Annotated in this window: 19 protein-coding genes and 1 pseudogene; 3 read left to right on the plus strand and 17 right to left on the minus strand. The window is 68.7% G+C overall.

Annotated features, from left to right (window positions below; all coding sequences use genetic code 11):
• Window positions 1-45 precede the first annotated feature (45 nt).
• From ACIPYT_RS14670 to infC, 9 genes are all read right to left on the minus strand, one after another.
• Complete coding sequence (locus tag ACIPYT_RS14670; RefSeq protein WP_363370185.1) at window positions 46-963, minus strand: glutamate ABC transporter substrate-binding protein; 918 nt, start codon at window positions 961-963, stop codon at window positions 46-48.
• A gap of 79 nt (window positions 964-1,042) precedes the next feature.
• On the minus strand, window positions 1,043-1,792 hold the full coding sequence (locus ACIPYT_RS14675; protein ID WP_401075760.1) for an amino acid ABC transporter ATP-binding protein: 750 nt from the start codon (window positions 1,790-1,792) through the stop codon (window positions 1,043-1,045).
• 514 nt (window positions 1,793-2,306) lie between these two features.
• A complete protein-coding gene (locus ACIPYT_RS14680; RefSeq protein ID WP_401075763.1) occupies window positions 2,307-3,287 on the minus strand; it encodes a TAXI family TRAP transporter solute-binding subunit in 981 nt (326 codons plus the stop codon).
• Window positions 3,284-4,660, minus strand: coding sequence for an ATP-binding protein (locus ACIPYT_RS14685; protein WP_401075766.1), 1,377 nt, complete (start codon window positions 4,658-4,660; stop codon window positions 3,284-3,286). Before ACIPYT_RS14685 ends, ACIPYT_RS14680 begins: the two co-directional genes overlap by 4 nt.
• A 4-nt stretch (window positions 4,661-4,664) precedes the next feature.
• On the minus strand, window positions 4,665-5,333 hold the full coding sequence (locus ACIPYT_RS14690) for a response regulator transcription factor (RefSeq protein WP_401075769.1): 669 nt from the start codon (window positions 5,331-5,333) through the stop codon (window positions 4,665-4,667).
• 77 nt (window positions 5,334-5,410) lie between these two features.
• Complete coding sequence (locus ACIPYT_RS14695) at window positions 5,411-6,223, minus strand: TrmH family RNA methyltransferase (RefSeq protein ID WP_401075772.1); 813 nt, start codon at window positions 6,221-6,223, stop codon at window positions 5,411-5,413.
• Window positions 6,224-6,326: 103 nt separating this feature from the next.
• Window positions 6,327-6,713: a 50S ribosomal protein L20 gene (rplT, locus tag ACIPYT_RS14700; RefSeq protein WP_401075775.1), complete on the minus strand. Its 387-nt coding sequence runs from the start codon at window positions 6,711-6,713 to the stop codon at window positions 6,327-6,329.
• 33 nt (window positions 6,714-6,746) lie between these two features.
• Window positions 6,747-6,941, minus strand: a complete 195-nt coding sequence (gene rpmI / locus ACIPYT_RS14705; protein ID WP_060927878.1) for a 50S ribosomal protein L35 — start codon at window positions 6,939-6,941, stop codon at window positions 6,747-6,749.
• 74 nt (window positions 6,942-7,015) lie between these two features.
• Window positions 7,016-7,654: a translation initiation factor IF-3 gene (gene infC / locus ACIPYT_RS14710; protein ID WP_401076344.1), complete on the minus strand. Its 639-nt coding sequence runs from the start codon at window positions 7,652-7,654 to the stop codon at window positions 7,016-7,018.
• Between the two features lie 231 nt (window positions 7,655-7,885).
• On the opposite strand from infC, the gene ACIPYT_RS14715 reads away from it, so the two are divergent.
• On the plus strand, window positions 7,886-8,284 hold the full coding sequence (locus ACIPYT_RS14715; protein WP_401075778.1) for a DUF1844 domain-containing protein: 399 nt from the start codon (window positions 7,886-7,888) through the stop codon (window positions 8,282-8,284).
• Between the two features lie 39 nt (window positions 8,285-8,323).
• Here the strand turns inward: ACIPYT_RS14715 and ACIPYT_RS14720 are convergent, their stop codons facing one another.
• The 4 genes and pseudogenes from ACIPYT_RS14720 to priA all read right to left on the minus strand — a co-directional run bounded on the left by ACIPYT_RS14720 (window position 8,324) and on the right by priA (window position 12,043).
• Entirely contained in the window at window positions 8,324-8,725 is a 402-nt protein-coding gene (locus ACIPYT_RS14720) for a hypothetical protein (RefSeq protein ID WP_401075781.1), read from the minus strand.
• A 26-nt stretch (window positions 8,726-8,751) separates the two neighbouring features.
• Window positions 8,752-10,346 (minus strand): annotated as a pseudogene (locus ACIPYT_RS14725) (DUF6119 family protein).
• 148 nt (window positions 10,347-10,494) lie between these two features.
• Window positions 10,495-11,313 carry an SseB family protein gene (locus ACIPYT_RS14730; protein WP_401075784.1) on the minus strand — a complete coding sequence of 273 codons (819 nt, stop codon included), beginning with the start codon at window positions 11,311-11,313 and terminating at the stop codon, window positions 10,495-10,497.
• Complete coding sequence (priA, locus tag ACIPYT_RS14735; protein ID WP_401075787.1) at window positions 11,297-12,043, minus strand: bifunctional 1-(5-phosphoribosyl)-5-((5-phosphoribosylamino)methylideneamino)imidazole-4-carboxamide isomerase/phosphoribosylanthranilate isomerase PriA; 747 nt, start codon at window positions 12,041-12,043, stop codon at window positions 11,297-11,299. Before priA ends, ACIPYT_RS14730 begins: the two co-directional genes overlap by 17 nt.
• Window positions 12,044-12,197: 154 nt before the next feature.
• Here priA and ACIPYT_RS14740 point away from each other — a divergent pair, with 154 nt between their 5' ends.
• Window positions 12,198-13,952 carry an AAA family ATPase gene (locus ACIPYT_RS14740; RefSeq protein WP_401075790.1) on the plus strand — a complete coding sequence of 585 codons (1,755 nt, stop codon included), beginning with the start codon at window positions 12,198-12,200 and terminating at the stop codon, window positions 13,950-13,952.
• A gap of 55 nt (window positions 13,953-14,007) precedes the next feature.
• Here ACIPYT_RS14740 and hisH read toward each other — a convergent pair whose 3' ends face one another.
• Genes hisH through ACIPYT_RS14760 form a run of 4 tightly spaced genes read right to left on the minus strand, consistent with a single transcriptional unit; the run spans window position 14,008 to window position 16,738 of the window.
• Window positions 14,008-14,649, minus strand: a complete 642-nt coding sequence (gene hisH / locus ACIPYT_RS14745; RefSeq protein WP_401075793.1) for an imidazole glycerol phosphate synthase subunit HisH — start codon at window positions 14,647-14,649, stop codon at window positions 14,008-14,010.
• On the minus strand, window positions 14,646-15,263 hold the full coding sequence (gene hisB / locus ACIPYT_RS14750) for an imidazoleglycerol-phosphate dehydratase HisB (RefSeq protein WP_401075796.1): 618 nt from the start codon (window positions 15,261-15,263) through the stop codon (window positions 14,646-14,648). The genes hisH and hisB overlap by 4 nt, the downstream gene beginning before the upstream one ends.
• Window positions 15,260-16,354 carry a histidinol-phosphate transaminase gene (locus ACIPYT_RS14755; RefSeq protein WP_401075799.1) on the minus strand — a complete coding sequence of 365 codons (1,095 nt, stop codon included), beginning with the start codon at window positions 16,352-16,354 and terminating at the stop codon, window positions 15,260-15,262. Before ACIPYT_RS14755 ends, hisB begins: the two co-directional genes overlap by 4 nt.
• Before the next feature lie 21 nt (window positions 16,355-16,375).
• Window positions 16,376-16,738 carry a LysM peptidoglycan-binding domain-containing protein gene (locus ACIPYT_RS14760; RefSeq protein WP_401075802.1) on the minus strand — a complete coding sequence of 121 codons (363 nt, stop codon included), beginning with the start codon at window positions 16,736-16,738 and terminating at the stop codon, window positions 16,376-16,378.
• Between the two features lie 278 nt (window positions 16,739-17,016).
• Between ACIPYT_RS14760 and lexA the strand changes: the two genes are divergently transcribed.
• Complete coding sequence (gene lexA, locus ACIPYT_RS14765) at window positions 17,017-17,703, plus strand: transcriptional repressor LexA (RefSeq protein ID WP_401075805.1); 687 nt, start codon at window positions 17,017-17,019, stop codon at window positions 17,701-17,703.
• The last annotated feature ends 25 nt before the right edge of the window (window positions 17,704-17,728 follow it).

Genomic DNA, 17,728 nt, shown 5'->3' on the forward strand with positions numbered 1-17,728 from the left:
TCTGCCGATGAGGGGCGGCCGACCAGGCCGGCCGCCCCGTCGTTATCAGCCGACCGGGTCGACCTCGGGCTGGGTCGCCTTGACGCCAGAGGCGCCGAGGTTGTTGTCGAAGATCTGCTGCCAGATGTCTCCGCCGTCGGTCAGCTGCGTGTTGAAGTACTCGACCAGCGCGTCATCGCCCTTGGCGACGCCGATGCCGTAGCGCTCCTCACTGAAGGGCTCTCCGACGACCTTGAGGTTGTCAGGATCCTGCGCCGCGTAGCCGATGAGGATCGCCTCATCGGTCGTGACGGCGTCGACCTGGCCGTTCTTGAGGTCCTCGACGCACTTCGAGTACGTGTCGTACTCCTTGGTGGGCACGTCCGGGTAGTTCGTCTTGATGTTCTGGATCGGCGTCGAACCGGTCGCCGAGCAGACGGTCGTCGACGAGCTGAGGTCGTCGACGCTCTCGATGTCGCTGTCGGCGGCGACCAGGAGACCCTGACCCGTGACGAAGTAAGGACCGGCGAAGGAGATCTGCTCCTTGCGCTTGTCGGTGATCGAGTAAGTGCCGACGTAGTAGTCGATGTCGCCGTTGACGATGGCCTGTTCGCGGTTGGCGGAGGCGATCGCCTGGAACTCGATCTTCTCCGGGTCGACTCCGAGCGACGCGGCCATCCAGCGCGCGATGTCGACGTCGAAACCGGTGCGCTCGCCCGTCACGGGGTCGAGGTAGCCGAGACCGGGCTGGTCCTCCTTGACGCCGACCTTCACCGTGCCGGACGAGGAGATCCGGTCGAAGGTCGGGCTGCCGTCGATGCTGACGTCCGTGAGGACGGTCCACGGGGTGCTGCTCGACGAGTCTCCCTCGTCGCCGCCCTCCGGGGCTCCGGTGCTGGACGGCGTGCCGCTGTTGCAGGCCGTCAGGGCGAGCAGGGCTGCGGCTGCGATACCGATTCCTGCCAGTGTCCGTGTGCGTCGCATGTGCGTCTCCTTCGTGTGCTGTGTGTGCAGGGTCTGTGAGGTGTGCGGGGCTGACGTGTGCGGCGCCAGCGCGTGGGGCTCAGTGCGTGAGGAGCTTCGAGAGGAAGTCCTTGGCGCGGTCGCTCTTCGGGTTGGTGAAGAACTCCTCGGGCTTCGCCTCTTCGACGATCTGCCCGTCGGCCATGAAGACGACCCGGTCGGCCGCCTTGCGGGCGAAGCCCATCTCGTGGGTCACGACGATCATCGTCATGCCCTCCTGGGCCAGCTCGACCATGACGTCGAGGACCTCGTTGATCATCTCGGGGTCGAGCGCGCTGGTCGGCTCGTCGAAGAGCATGACCTTGGGGTGCATGGCGAGTGCGCGGGCGATCGCGACGCGCTGCTGCTGACCGCCGGAGAGCTGGGCCGGGAGCTTGGAGGCCTGCTTGGCGACGCCGACGCGCTCGAGAAGGGCCATGGCCTCCTTCTCGGCATCCGCCTTCTTGAGGCCGCGGACCTTGATCGGGCCCAACGTCACGTTCTCGAGGATCGTGAGGTGCGCGAAGAGGTTGAACGACTGGAACACCATGCCGACGTCGGCACGGAGGGTGGCGAGGCCCTTACCCTCGGCGGGAAGCGCCTTGCCGTCGATGCTGATCGATCCGCTCGTGATGGTCTCGAGGCGGTTGATCGTGCGGCACAGCGTCGACTTGCCCGAGCCGGAAGGGCCGATCACGACCACGACCTCACCGGCGTTGACCGTGAGATCGATGTCGGTGAGCGCCTGGAAGTCGCCGTAATGCTTCTGCACGTTGTCGACGACGACGAGCGGCTTATCAGAGGTCATCATTTCTCCAAACTAGCCACGTCGATCGCGCGGCTCCAGGCGGGTGCGTCGAGATTTACACGTTCGTAATCCCGTGATCGAGGCGTGTCCGCCCGAGCACCGGAGTGCCCCACGGTCCGCCCCCGCAGACCGTGGGGGCGTCCCTGCCGCCTCGTTCCTCCCCCGTGGGGAACAGGGCGACAAGCCTCCGATCGGATGCGATCGCGATCCGATCCGAAGGGATGCCCGAGCCCGCGCCTACATGAGTGGCGAGGGCGTACTGGCATCTGAATTCTCCGTCGAATCGTGCGCGATCGACCCCCAGATTGGCAGAGCCGGATGCGGGCACGAGAACTTCTTGAGGATTTCTTGAGGCCGCCGGCCGGTATATCAATCGGGAACCGCATGGCTCTCGCGTCACAACTCCGGAGATCGCACGTAGTCTGAGTCCGACACCGGCTCAGCTCACCGTTTCGCTCTCGGTTCTCCGGAGTTACGACACCATGCGAGCCCGTCACAACCGGCCCGGTCAGAGCGTTCAATCGCGCTGGTCGCGGAAGTAGTCGATCGCGCCCGGATGCAACGGCACGGGCCCCGTGAAGATGGCCTGGGTGCGATCCAGCAGCGCGGCGAGCGGCACGTCGTGGGCGATCCTCGTGCGGGCGTCGAACAGCCCCTCGAGCACGTCGCGCACGACGCCGTCCGGAGTGTCGTCCGCGGTCACGAGGTAGTTCGGCACGGCGAGGGTGGGCTCGGACTGCTCGAGGCCGTAGAGCCCCACTGGCAGATCGGCCGGCCGGTAGGCGTGGGAGAAGCGCTCGTTGACGTCGCCGACCCAGCCCTGCTCGATCGGAAGCAGCCGCACCGGCGTCGTGAGTGCCAGATCGGCGATCCCCGGAGTCGGGATGCCGCCGACCCAGAAGAACCCGTCGATCGCGGAGTCCTCGAGCGCCTGGATCGACGCCGCGAGATCGAGCTGCGGATCGGCGATGGACGTGACGTCGACGTCGGCGGCCGCCAGCACCCGCGAGGCGATCACGTTGACCCCCGAGTTCTCCGCGCCCAGCGACACCGTGCGTCCCGCGAGGTCGGCGAGCTCGTCGATGTCCGAATCCTCGCGCACGACCACGTGCAGATACTCGTCATAGAGCCGTGCGACGGCCTCGACCGGGAGCGCATCGGAGAACGCACCGACACCGGCGACGGCATCGGCCGCGGCATCCCCCTGCGCGAACCCGAGCAGGGCCTCTCCCGACGCGACCCGCAGGATGTTGTCGACGGACCCCGCGGTCTGCGCGGCGGTCACGTCGAGGTCGAAACGGTCGGAGAGCTCCTCCGCGAGACGTGTGCCGTACGTGAAGTACACGCCGTCGGCGCCACCCCCGGCGATCGTGATCTCGCCCGAACCCCAGCCGTCCGCGTGCGTGCCGCAGCCGGTCACCCCGGCGACAGCGCCGAGGACCACCGCGGCGGCGAGCAGTCGTCGTATCGCTCCGTGCGAGCGCGCCCCGCGGCTCATGCCGTCGTCCCCGCGGGCAGCACGAGCGTCACGAGGAGCCCGCCGTCGTCGGGGGCGTCGACGACGAGGTCGCCGTCGATCGACGCCAGCAGGTCGGTCGCGATCGCGAGTCCGAGTCCCGACCCCGGAGTCTCGCCGTTCTCGTCGCTGCGCCAGAACCGGTCGGTGGCGTAGGCGGCCTGCTCGACGGTGAGTCCCGGACCGTTGTCGCGCACCCAGAGACGGCAGACGTCGCCCTCGCGACGCGCCCCCACCTCGACCACGGATTCGGCGGGCGAGTACTTGACCGCGTTGTCGATCACGGCATCCAGTGCGCTCTCGACGATCGTGCGGTCGGTCACGCTCATCACCGAGCCGCGCGCGCTCGTCTTCATCCGGATGCCGTGCTGCGCCGCCACGTCCCGCCATGCGTCCACCCGACGCCCGGCGAGGGTCGTGAGGTCGACGGCCGATATGGTCGTGTCGGCACGACCTCCGCGTGCCAGGCCCAGGAGGGCCTCGAGGATGCGCGTCATGCGGCGCCCCTCCTCGCGGGTCTCCTCCACGTCGTCGCGCCATTCGTCGTCGAGCCCCGTCGCCAGATGCTCGACCCGCAGCAGCAGGGCGTTGAGCGGGTTGCGGAGCTCGTGCGAGGCGTTCAACGCGAACTCCTGCTGACGCGTCATGACACGCTCGATCTCGTCGGCCATGCCGTTGAAGACCCGGGTCATCCGCCGCAGTTCGGGCGGCCCGGTGTCCTCGGCGACGCGCGCATCCATCTCCCCGCGCTCGATGGCCACCATCGCCTCATCGAGTCGTCGCACCGGAGCGAGCACCCATCGGGCGAGCTGGCGGACCAACAGGATGCCCAGTCCGACGGTCAGCACCGCGACGATCGACAGCACGACGATCTGCTGGATGATCTCGGCGCGAGGCGCCGAGGTGTCCTCCGACACCATGACGGCGCCGATCACGTCGCCGTCGTCGAACACCGGCTCCACGAGCGACGAGTCGGCCACGCTCCAGGGGAACACCGGCTCCGGGGCTTCCGCTCGGCGCCCGGAGAGGGCGAGACCCACCCGCGCGGCCTCGTCGTCGCTGAGCACGTCGGCCTCCGCACCGCCGGCCGCCCACGCGCCGCCCGACAGGTCGAACACGACGACCTCGATGCCGTGCACCTCGTGGAAACGCTGCACTTCGGCGTCGATCACGGCGGCACTGCCCGAACGCAGCGCCTGCCGCGCGCTCGTCACGAAGTACGCCAGGTCGCCGAGCTGCTCGGTGTAGAACGCCTGCTGAATGCTGCGGGTCGCACTCCACGCCGTCGCTCCGCCCAGCGACACGAGGATCGCGATCAGCGGCACGAGGAAGACGACGACGAGGCGTCTGCGCATGCCGTCACCCCGCCAGCCGGTAGCCGACGCCACGCACGGTCTCGATCAGGCGGCGCGACCCCGCTTTCTTGCGGATCGCCCCCACATGCACCTCGAGCGAATGACCGAACCCGCGCCAGTCGGTGTTCCAGACCTCGCGGATCAGCCGCTCCTTGGGCACAGCGACGCCGGGGTAGCGCGCGAGGACCGCGACGATGTCGAACTCCTTGCGCGTGAGCTCGATCGGCGAGCGGTCGACCGTCACCTGCCGCGCCACGAGGTCGATCTGCACCGCGCCGTCGTCGACCTGCACGAGCGCCTCCGACTCGGGGCGCATGGGGCGCGAGCGCCGGGTCACGGCCTCGATCCGTGCCAGGAGCTCGTGGACGTCGTACGGCTTCACGACGAAGTCGTCGGCTCCCGCGCGCAGTCCCTTGATGCGCTCGGTGACCTGGTTGCGCGCCGTCACGATCACGATCGGCACCTCAGAGCGGCCCCGGATGCGGCGGCACAGATCGATGCCGTCGACGTCGGGGAGCCCCAGGTCGAGCAGTACGACCTCGGTGTCGGCGCCGAGCATCTCGAGCGCCGACGCGCCGTCGGAAGCACGGGCGGTCGCGTAGCCGGAGCGTGCGAGGAACGCATCGAGGGCGGCGGCGACACGCTCGTCGTCCTCCACGATCAGAATCCTCATCGACCCCGGTCCCCTTCTCCGCTCGGGCAGAGGGACAGGCTATCAGCCGGGTGCCGCGACACCCGACCGCCGGGTGCTCAGGCGGGCGCGGCCGCGCGCTGCGCGAAAGCGCTCTCGTAGAGGCAGACGCTCGCCGCGGTCGCCAGGTTGAGCGACTCGGCCCGCCCGAAGATCGGCAGCTTCAGCACGCGATCCGCACGCGCGAGCGCCTCGTCCTCCAGACCGCGCGCCTCGTTGCCGAACAGCCACGCGGTCGGCTCGGCGAGAAGACCCTCCGCTCGTGCAGCGAGCAGGTCATCGCCCTTCACGTCGGCGGCGAGGATGCGCAGCCCCGCCTCGTGGGCTCGCTCCACCACATCGGGCAGTTCGGCGCCGACCGATACCGGCAGATGGAACAGCGAACCGGTCGTCGCCCGCACCACCTTCGGGTTGTAGGGATCGACGGTGCGACCGGTCAGCACGACGGCGTCGGCGCCCGCGGCGTCGGCCGCCCGGATGATCGTTCCCAGATTGCCGGGGTCGCGGATCTCCTCGCAGATAGCCACCAGCCGCGGCGACGCCGCGAAGACGTCGCGCACCGACGTCGGGGTCTGGCGCACGACGGCGACGAGGCCCTGCGGCGTGACCGTGTCGGCCATCGCGTTGAGCACGTACTCCGTGACGTGCTCGACATCGATGTCGGCATCCGTCGCCTTCGCCCTGATGTCGGGATGCTTGTCCCAGCCCGCCGGGGTCGCGAAGAGCTCGACGATGGCATCAGGACTGTAGGTGAGCGCCTCGCGCACGGCCTGAGGGCCTTCGAGCAGGTACAGGCCCGTCTCGGTGCGCGCGCTGCGCTTGGTCAGTTTGGCGACGGCACGGACTCGGGGGGACCGGGGGTTCTCCAGCACGATCCCAGTCTAGGGAGGGAGACCGCGGATACCGCGGATAACAGCCGGAGAACGACAGAGGACGCCCTCTCGAAGGAAGGCGTCCTCTGTGGTGACGAGCTGCTTACGCGGCCGACTTCGGCGCGTTGATGTCGGAAGGCAGAGCCTTCTTGGCCGTCTCGACCAGCGTCGTGAACGTGGCTGCATCGTTGACCGCGAGGTCTGCGAGCATGCGACGGTCGACCGTGACACCCGCGAGGCCGAGGCCCTGGATGAAGCGGTTGTACGTGATGCCGTTCTGGCGTGCAGCGGCGTTGATGCGCTGGATCCAGAGGCGACGGAAGTCACCCTTGCGCTTGCGACGGTCCCGGTACGAGTAGACCAGGGAGTGGATGACCTGCTCCTTGGCCTTGCGGTAGAGGCGCGAACGCTGACCGCGGTAGCCGGATGCGCGCTCGAGGATGACGCGGCGCTTCTTGTGGGCGTTTACTGCCCGCTTGACTCTTGCCATTTTCCTGTGTTCCTATTCGTGCGTTCGGGCGCGTCAGCGGCCGAGAAGCTTCTTGGCGACCTTGAAGTCGGCCTTCGAGAGCACCTGGTCCTGGTTCAGGCGACGGGTGCGACGGCTCGACTTGTGCTCGAGGTTGTGGCGCATCCCGGCCTGCTGCTTCTTCAGCTTGCCGCTGCCGGTGATCTTGAAGCGCTTCTTAGCACCCGAGTGGGTCTTCTGCTTCGGCATCTTCTCTTCCTTCGTAGGGCGCCTGTGTCAGGCGACGGTGTCAACCCGCAGTGCGGGAGTCTGTGGGGCGGTCGTCACTCCGCCGCGGCTGCGGCCGGAGCATCCGACTCGTGCTTGGCCTCGCGCGCGGCCTGCTTCTTCGCGTCGCGGACCGCGTTCTGCTCCTGCTTGGCCTCGGACTTGCTCTTGAGCGGAGCCACGATCATGACCATGTTGCGACCGTCGATGGTCGGGTTCGACTCGACGGTGCCGAGCTCCGCGACGTCCTCCGCGAACTTGCGGAGCAGACGCACACCCTGCTCGGGGCGCGACTGCTCGCGACCGCGGAACAGGATCATGGCCTTGACCTTGTCGCCGGCCTTGAGGAAGCCCTCGGCACGCTTGAGCTTGGTCGTGTAGTCGTGCGCCTCGATCTTCAGACGGAAGCGCACCTCCTTCAGGACGGTGTTCGCCTGGTTGCGGCGAGCTTCCTTCTCCTTCTGGTTGGCCTCGTACTTGAACTTCCCGTAGTCCATGATCTTGACCACGGGAGGCTTCGAGTTGGGGGCCACCTCGACGAGATCGAGGTCGGCTTCCTGCGCAAGGCGCAGCGCCGCCTCGATACGGACGACGCCGATCTGCTCACCCGCGGGGCCGACGAGGCGGACCTCGGGGACGCGGATGCGCTCATTGGTGCGGGGATCGCTGATGCGGAACTCCTTAGACGATGGGATTCGGCCATCAGGATGCTGTCTGCATCCCGAGCGAATTCGGAATCGTCCCCACCCGCCGGCAGTCAGATGCCGGCTCCGCACCCTGTCTACCGGATGCATCTGGTGACGCGATCCGGCGGAGTGCAAGACCCGGTAGCCTGGAACGGCAAGCGCGGGTGGGAAGTGAATCCTCTTTCGTGCCGGAGCATGACGCTCCGGAGCCCGACATAGTCTAACAGAAGGCAAGGCGAAGTGACGAACCAGGCACCGGACGAGACCGCACACGACCGCGAGGAGCGCTGGGCTCGGCAGGAGGAGGCGGCGTCATCGGCCACCCGTGACATCGCCGACGTCCCCGCCGTGGAGGTCATCACCACCGCCGCCGTGCACCTCATGAGCGCCGCCGCCGTGAAGCTCGGCCTCGCCGACGACCCCGACGCCGCCGCTCAGATCGACCTCGACGAGGCCCGCAAGCTCATCAACGCCCTCGCCGGTCTGATCACGGCCGGAGCGCCCGAGATCAGCGACATGCACGCCCGCTCGCTCCGCGACGGCCTCCGCTCGCTTCAGCTCGCGTTCCGCGAGACGTCGACGATCCCCGACCCGATCGGCAAGGGGCCCGGCGAGAAGTGGACCGGCCCCGTCACCTGACGTTCCGGCCGTCGAGCGCGCGCAGCGAGACGAGACGCCTCACGCCTCCAGCACGACCGGAGGCGCGGTCGATGGGCCGCCGCACGGGTCGGTCGAGTGCGTCCAGTCGATCGTCTCGACCGACTCCGATAGCAGGGTCGCGGAGGAGTCGTACACCCGCACGGTGATCGTCTCGGGCGCATCGAAACCGAAGGAGAAGGTGCCGTCGTCGCCCGGCGCGGGAACCGAGGCGTCGGTCTCCGGTGTCGGCTCCACCTCGGGGCCCGGCGAGCACCCGGCATCCGAGCACACCTGCAGGAGAACGCCCTCGCCGTATGCGGAGGAGTCGACCTCGACCCCGTTGCTCCAGCCGATGGCGGTGCACGCGCCGGGCGGGAAGGCGCAGCCGCTGAACAACACGACCGCCGCGACGAGAATGCCTATCGCGCCCATTCGCCTCATGCCGCGAGCCTAGTCTGGGTTCCCCTCTAGTTACTCAGTGCCGCGATCGCCACGTCAAAGCCCAGCATTTTGAGCTGCCTTCCGTGCTGCATCAGATTCAATCGGCTGAAAAAGGGGAGCCAATCGACCCCTTCGTGCGTTCCCTTGATCAACACCACGAAACACACCGTGTACTTGCTCTTGTCGACGCTCGTCGAGCTGTCAGGGACCAGATCCAGCCATCGCTGCTCCAGGCCGGACGGCGCGGCGCTACTGATGGCCGAACGCAGCGCATCGCGGTACTCTCCGTCACTCACAAGCGTTGAGGCCGAGACGGATCCCTGCGCGAAGAGGTGACTCAGCGTCGACGACCGCGACTTCCGCTTGACATGGATGATCTCTCCGGATGACGAGAGGAGATCGCAGAACTCGATGCCGGTCGATGCGCCGCCTGGGCGCTTGATCTTCGCGTCCAGGAGGAGCAGTTCTTCTGAATGCGCGTTGGCCATCCGCTTGTTGTACACGGGTTCGGTTTCGTCGGGGAGCGCGTCTTCGATCGCCCCGATCGAGATCGGGAGACTCCTCACGAAGGCATCCACCTCCCCCACCAACGTGTCTGCGATCGCGAACCATCGCCCCTCGATCAGCACGAAGAGCTTGCCGTCCATGCGCTGCTCGCTCACGAGGCACTGATAGATGTTCCAGGTGCCGTCGAACGGGCCTCGCGTGTGTAGCGGATACTGACGGTTCGAGAACGCAGCAACTCAGCGGTGATGGACACTATGCCTGCGCCGAGATTCGTGAGGTATTCCTCAAGATCCAGGTCATCGTATTCCGCCTGCTTCGTTCCGGTGATCCGGAACGCGTCGATGTCCTCCCACGCCGTCGGCTCCGGCATCGCCATGTGGGTCGAGCTCGTGTCACCCGAGCGAAGCTGACTGACGAGCATCTCGTCCAGAGCATTGATCCGGAGGCGATCGTCCACGATCTCCAGGTGATCGATCCATTCGAAGTCGGCCTTGTACGCATCGTCCTCGTAGGCGACAAGCAGCTCATCGCACTTGGCACCGAGCTCGTCCACCGTGATGTCGAGCGAGAGAACCAGGGCATCAGACCCGGCCAGCCGCTTCGCGAAGCTCTTCGACCGAGGCTCTCCGGCGACCGCCCTCAGGATGTCACGTGAGACGTCGACTCCGAAGGCGGGGAGGTCCGAACTCTTGCTCGTCTGGGTGTTCTTGGTCACGACCTGGTCTTCGAACGTCTTCGTGTCCATGCTGCGCATCTGCGCCGGGTCAACGCGGTTGAGGGCTACGCGCAATCCGAACTGACGCTGAATCTTGGCAGGATCGATAAAGCCCTTGCCGTACCCGAAGGTGATCGCGAAGAAGCGCCCCGAAGTCTTCAGGATCAACAGCCCCGAGGCGGAAGAGGAGAAGACCGACGTCAACCCGGTGCTGAGGGCCGGCTGGATCTCGCCGACCCAGTGCGGCGGTTTGGAGAAGGAATCCTTGTAGAAGAACGTCCCGTCAAGGCCGATTGCCGACGACAGTGAGATGGCGTGCGGGGATCGGTCGGGATGGATGGCATCCTGCGCGGACGCCACATCTCGCAGCAGGAACACGGTAATTCGCTTGAAGGACATATCAGCACCTGCAGTCCGTCAGGACTTGCCGACCGCATCGTTCGCCTTCACCCATGTCGCCCTCCTCCGCACGCGCCTCTGCGCTCTTGAGGGAGATACTCCACCGATCTGACCGGAGTGGCAGTATTCTGCGCGCGACCTCGCTGCGTCAGGAGGAGCGGCGGAGCTTGACGGTGAGCGAATCCGCGAGCACGGCGATGCGATCGTCGGCCGACCAGCGCTGCGCGAGCCGCGCGAGCACGGCGTCGAGCACCTCGCGGTCGAGGCCGTCGACGAGTTCGAGGATCACGACAAGCTCGGGCCCGCGAAGCCGTGCCTCCGGGTCACCCGACGCGACCGCGACGTCGATGACCGCCAGCTCGTGCGCCACGCTCTCCTGGAGCGCCCGGAACACTTCGGGAGAGAGGAAGCTCGGCTCCCACGGGTGCCCCTGCGCGATCGACCAGACGGCCGGACGCCGGATCACGAACTCGGTCTCGGATGTCGGGTCGAGGACGATCAGGTCGGTGTCCTCCGCCGATGCCGACAGTGCGACGCGCACGGCCTCGACCGGGATGGGCCGCGCCGCGGCATCCCACGCCCGCATCGTGTCGACGGACGAGAACACGGGCTGCACTCGCCGCCCGTCGGGGGCCGCGACCGTGACGATCGAGAGCTCCTGGGTCTTGTCGACCGCCAGGCCGTTCGGTGCGACGCCCTCCTCCCCCCTCTCGGCGATCAGCGGGATGAGCACGCGGGCCGAACGGAAGGCGTCGACGACCTCCGCCTGCGACCCGTCACCCGCGCGGAAACGCCGCAGCGCCTCCAGAAGCGCAGGGTCGGCGGAGCCGTCGTCCGCGGCGTGGGCGTTCGGCTCGAAGCTGCGCCCCTCCCACGGCACGCCGGCGGAGTCGCCCGCCTCGTGACCGAGCGGCGCGTGGCCACCCGGGTCCGAAGCACCGGAGTGCGGCTCAGTCTCCCGCGACATCCAGTGCCTCAGCCAGCGTGAACGCGCCGGCATAGAGGGCCTTGCCCACGATCGCGCCTTCGACGCCGAGCGGCACGAGATCGCGGAGTGCGGCGATGTCGTCGAGGTTCGAGATGCCCCCGGACGCCACGACCGGCTTGGGGGTGCGCGAGGTCACCTCGCGCAGGAGCTCGAGGTTCGGGCCCTTGAGGGTGCCGTCCTTCGTGACGTCGGTGACGACGTAGCGGCTGCACCCGGCATCCTCGAGGCGCTCGAGCACCTCCCAGAGATCGCCGCCCTCCTTCGTCCAGCCGCGCGCAGCGAGTGTCGTGCCGCGCACGTCGAGTCCGACCGCGATCGCCTCGCCGTAGCGGCTGATGACGTCGGCCGCCCACTCGGGGTTCTCCAGTGCGGCGGTGCCGAGGTTGATGCGCGTGGCGCCGCTCTCGAGAGCCGCCTCGAGGGTGGCGTCGTCGCGGATGCCGCCCGAGAGCTCGATGCTCACGTTGCGGTACTGCTTGATGACCTTGCGGAGGATCGGGGCGTTGCTGCCTCGACCGAACGCCGCGTCGAGGTCGACGAGGTGGATCCACTTCGCCCCCTGCGAGACCCACTCGCCGGCGGCGTCGAGGGGGTCTCCGTAGCTGGTCTCGGTGCCGGCCTCGCCCTGCGTGAGCCGGACGGCCTTACCGCCGGCGACGTCGACGGCGGGGAGCAGGGTGAGTGAGGGGGACTGCGCGAAGTCGTTCATGACGTCCTCAGGTGAGATCGGGAGCGCCGATTCGTCGGCACGAGAATCGACACTAGCCGCCGCATCCGCCCACTCCAAATGGGTGTGACTCCGTTCGACAGGCGCCCACGCGGTAGCCTCGATGGCACGTATCCGGTCGACGAGGAGAAGGTTCATGACGCGCGACGGCGACGCCTACGGTGGCGGCCCCCTGCGACGGGGCAACAGCACCCCGCCCGAGACGCCCGAGCTCGTCGAGCACGTTCCGCTCACTCCGGAGGATGCCGACGACTGGCCGACCATGCCCGGCTACCCCGCGGCGGCGCGGCGCTCGGCGCAGCCTGCCGCGCCGCCGACCGATCCTGCGGTCGCGGCTCCCGATGCACCGGCGCTCGACGAGGTGGGCGTGGAGCGTCCCGCTCCCCCGCAGGCAGCGCCTGCATCCCCGGCTGCTCCGCCTGCTCCCGCCGCCCCGGCGCAGGCCGGCTCTCCGGCGCCCGCTCCCGCACAGTCTCCCGTCGCGCCGTCGTCTGCGTCGCAGCCCGCCGCGGTGCCGGTGCGGCCCGCGCACCCCGATTCGTCCTCGCCGACCACGGCGACCGCTCCTTCGGCGCCGACGACGCGTGCCGCAGCGGCAGCGGCGGCCAACCGTCCGTCCGCGCCGCAGCAGCCCGCCACGCCCGCATCCCCTGCCGGCTCAGGCGCACAGCCCCTGATCGAGGTCCCGCGTCCGGCGTCTCCACCCGCGCAGGGATCGCCGTCCGCATCCGCTGCACCTGCCGCATCCGCCGCACCCGCCGCACCCAGCGTGCCCGGGATTCCGACGACGCCTCCGCTGCCCGCGTCACCCGGCGTCCCTGCAGCTCCCGGCCTCACCGCAACCGCCGGCGCCCCGACCGCACCCGCGATGCCGGCGGCGTCCGGCGTCGCCGCGACGGCGGGCGGTCCTGCACCCGCGGCTCCGACCGTCGACGGCGCAGCCGCCTCACGACGACTCCAGCGCGAGCAGGGCATGGAACGGCGCTCCTTCCTGCAGCAGGATCCGCGGGAGGATCCCGCCCGCCGGGGAGGTCGGGGCTTCCTCAACCGCATCGGATTCTCTCTCGGCCCCAACGCGAGCGAGCGCGCCGCCCGTGACGACGAGCATGCGGTGAGCCGCCACTGGCCAGGGCCCCGCACCGTGGCCGTCGTGAACGGCAAGGGCGGCGCGGGAAAGACCCCCGCGACCGTGCTGCTGTCGGCGGTGTTCGCCCAGTTCGGCGGAGCCGGAGTACTGGCCTGGGACAACAATCAGACCCGCGGCACCCTCGGCTGGCGCACCGAGACCGGCGCTCACGATCGCACTCTCCTCGAGCTCCTGCCGCAGACGCAGCGACTCCTGGGCGCTCAGGGACAGTCCGCCGACCTCGCGCACTTCGTTCACCACCAGCCGCAGGAGAAGTACGACGTGCTGCGCTCCAAGCCGATCAGGCTCGCGCACGAGAACCGCCTGAGTCCTGCCGATGTGGATGCGATCCACGCGGTCGCGGCGAAGTTCTACCGGCTCATCATCATCGACTCGGGCAACGACGAGTCCGACCCGATGTGGTTGCGCATGATCGACCGCGCCGATCAGATCGTCGTCGCCACGACGACGCGTGACGATCACGCCGAGGCGGGTGCGCTCCTGCTCGAGGCCCTCGAGGACCGCGACGAGCGGTCGGCCCACCTGGCGCGACAGTCGGTCGTGATCGTGAGCCAGGCCGACCCGAAGGCGTCATCTGCCGAAGTCGCCGAGGTCGTCGCGGGTTACCAGCCGCTCGCGCGCGAGGTCGTGCAGATCCCCTACGACCGGGAGATGGTCGACGGGCATCTGCGGCTGCGTGCACTCGCGACCCCGACCCAGGAGGCCTGGCTGTCGGCCGCGGCGGCCGTCGCCCGCGGGTTCTGAGCCGCGCGTTCTGAGCCCCCGCGGGTTCTGAGCCGCGGGCGGCGAACCCCGTCGATCAGTCGCCGAGGCTGCCGATCCAGTTGCGGAGCAGCCGGATGCCCGCCTCGCCGGACTTCTCCGGGTGGAACTGGGTCGCCGAGAGGGGGCCGTTCTCGACGGCGGCGAGGAACGGGTCGCCGTGCGTCGCCCAGGTGAGCACGGGCTGCGGAAACGGCGGGATGACATCGAGTTCCCACTTCTGCGCCGCGTAGGAGTGCACGAAGTAGAAGCGCTCCTGTTCGATGCCCCGGAACAGCACCGAGTCGGCACCGGGCTCGACCGTGTTCCACCCCATGTGCGGAAGCACGGGGGCGTTCAGCTCGGTGACGGCGCCGGGCCACTCCCCCAGACCTTCGGTGTCATGGCCTCGCTCGACCCCGTGGGCGAACAGCACCTGCATGCCGACGCAGATGCCCAGCACAGGTCGACCACCCGCCAGACGCCGGTCGATGATCTCGTCACCGCCGTGCTCATGCAGAGCATCGCGTACGGCTTGGAACGCGCCGACGCCGGGGACGAGCAGTCCATCGGCCTCGAGCGCCTGGGTGCGGTCGCGCGTGAGCACCGCATCCGCTCCGGCGGCGACCAGCGCCTTGACGGCCGAGTGCACGTTGCCGGACTCGTAGTCGAAGACGGCGACGCGGGGCTTTCGGCTCACAGGGCGCCCTTGGTCGAGGGGATGCCGTCGACGAGCGGGTCGAGCGCCTTCGCCTGACGGAACGCGCGGGCGAACGCCTTGTACTCGGCTTCGGCGATGTGGTGGGGATCGCGACCGCCGAGCACGCGGACGTGCACCGTGAGCCCCGCGTTGAACGCGAGGGCCTCGAAGGTGTGGCGCACGAGCGACCCCGTGAAGTGGCCGCCGATCAGGTGGTGCTCGAAACCCGCGGGCTCGCCCGTGTGCACGAGGTAGGGGCGACCGGAGATGTCGACCACTGCCTGCGCGAGAGCCTCGTCGAGGGGCACGAGGGCGTCGCCGTAGCGGGCGATGCCGGACTTGTCGCCCAACGCCTCGCGAATCGCCTGGCCGAGGACGATCGAGATGTCCTCGACCGTGTGGTGCGCGTCGATGTTCGTGTCGCCGGAGGCGCGCACCGTGAGGTCGGTGAGCGAATGCTTCGCGAACGCCGTGAGCATGTGGTCGAAGAACGGCACCGAGGTGTCGATGCGGCTGGCGCCCGTGCCGTCGAGGTTCAGTTCGAGTTCGACGGTCGATTCGGACGTGCTGCGCGTGCGGCTCGCGGTGCGCGGGTTCTGGGCGGTGCTGCTCATGAAGCCGATCCTATCGATGCGAGGGCGTCGAGGAACGCGGTCGTCTCGGCCTCGGTGCCTGCCGTGACGCGGAGGTGCCCGGGAAGGCCGACGTCGCGGATCAGGACTCCGCGGTCGTACAGCTCCCGCCACACGCGCTTCGGATCGGAGACCCCTCCGAACAGCACGAAGTTCGACCACGACTCGTACGGCGCGTAGCCGAGTGCTTCGAGCGTCGCCGAGATGCGGTCGCGCTGCTCGATGATCTCGTCGACCATCCCGAGCATGACGTCGGCGTTGCGGAGAGCGGCGGTCGCCGCGGCCTGGGTGAGCGCGCTCAGGTGGTACGGCAGCCGCACGAGACGCAGCGCGTCGATGAACGCCGGATCGGCGGCCAGGTACCCGACGCGCGCGCCGGCGAACGCGAACGCCTTGCTCATGGTGCGCGACACGGCGAGTCGTGGGCGGCCGTCGAGCAGGGAGAGAGCCGAGGGGGCCTCGCGCGGAGCGAACTCCTGATACGCCTCGTCGACCACGACGATGCCGCGCGCGGCCTCGTAGACCGCTTCGATCACGTCGAGGCCGAGCGGCGTGCCCGTCGGATTGTTCGGCGCGCACAGCAGCACGACATCGGGGTCGACCTCGACGACCTGCGCCGCCGCCTCGTCGGGAGTGATCGTGAAGTCGGGCTGACGCGTGCCGGCGACCCAGCTCGCGCCGGTGCCCTGAGCGATGAGCGGATACATGGAGTACGTCGGCGCGAAGCTGAACGCCGTGCGGCCGGGACCTCCGAACGCCTGCAGGATGTGCTGCAGGACCTCGTTGGAACCGTTGCCTGCCCAGATCTGCGAGGCATCGAGCCCGTGGCCCAGGTACTCGGCGAACCCCTCGCGAAGGGTGGTGAACTCCCGATCGGGGTAGCGGTTGACGTCGCGCAATGCGACCGCGATGTCATCCAGCACGTCGCTCGCCACGGCATCGGGTACCGGGTGCGTGTTCTCGTTGACGTTCAGCGCGATGGGCAGAGGCGCCTGCGGCGCGCCGTACGGAGTGAGGCCCCGGAGATCGTCACGGAGCGGCAGGTCGTCGAGCGAAGCAGTCACCCTTCCCATGGTAGGGCGTGCGCTCGGCGGTCAGTCCGCGTACGCCGCCGGGATCGCGATCTCCTGGCCGATCTGGAGAGCGCCGCCCTGCAGGGAGTTGAGACGCGTGATGTCGCCGATGACCTCGCGCGGATCGGCGCCGGGAGCGACGCTCTCGGCGATCGACCAGAGGGTGTCTCCGGGCATCACGGTGATGGTCTCGAACGAAGCCGTCGGGACCTGCTCGTTGGAGGCCACGGCGCTGCCGCCGCTGAGAGCTGCGAACGCGATGCCGACAGCAAGGGGCACGGCGGCGGCCGCGAGCACGAGGCGGCGACCACGCGCCGTCAGCCGGAGGCGAGTCGCCGGACGTGCCGGGATGACTGCTGCGCTGCTGAAGGTGATGGTGCTCATCGTGTGCTCCTCTGCTGACCGCGATGCGGTGAAGGTGGCGTAGCGTTCGCATTCGCGACTCGGCCGGGAGCCGCGGATACGAAGCTACGTTCCGAAGGTATCTTCGAATTCGAACATCTGTCAAGACTTCTTCGAAATCCGCTCCTCGAATCCAACGACACGCTCGAACAGATATTCCCTATCGGCGCTTTTCTCGGATACGGTTTCGATACGAACACCCCACCACGGACCTCCGACATTCGAAGCGAGACGCCGGAACCGCACCTCTGAGGAGAACCATGAGCGAGAACTCCGCCACCGAGTCCGAGGCGCCGCGCACTCGCCGCCGGAAGAGCCTCAGCCCCAAGCAGATGGCGATCCTCGAGGTCATCCAGACGTCGATCAGCCGGTACGGCTACCCGCCGAGCATGCGTGAGATCGGCGACGCGGTCGGCCTGAAGTCCCTGTCGAGCGTCACCCACCAGCTCGGCCAGCTCGAGCTCAGCGGCTACCTGCGCCGCGATCCCGGCAAGACGCGCGCGATGGAGGTCCTGATCGACCTCCCCGGCACCGGCGCCGAGAATCCCGCCGACGTCGCCACCCCGGTCGGCGACGCCGCGCTGGTCCCCCTCGTCGGCCGCATCGCCGCAGGCGTGCCCATCACCGCCGACCAGCAGGTGGAGGAGATCTTCCCCCTGCCGCGCCAGCTCGTGGGCAAGGGCGACCTGTTCATGCTCAAGGTGTCAGGCGAATCCATGATCGACGCCGCCATCTGCGACGGCGACTGGGTGGTGGTCCGCTCGCAGAGCAGTGCCGAGAACGGCGAGATCGTCGCGGCGATGCTCGACGGGGAGGCCACGGTCAAGGTGCTGCGCCGCCGCGACGGCCACACGTGGCTGCTGCCGCGCAACTCCGCGTTCGAGCCGATCCTCGGCGATGAGGCCGTCGTGCTCGGCAAGGTCGTCGCGGTCCTCCGCGCGGTCTGATCACCGCTCGCACCTCGCGGGGTCC

Origin of the sequence: Microbacterium sp. NPDC089695, from assembly GCF_044749085.1 — a bacterium.
Lineage (GTDB): Bacteria > Actinomycetota > Actinomycetes > Actinomycetales > Microbacteriaceae > Microbacterium.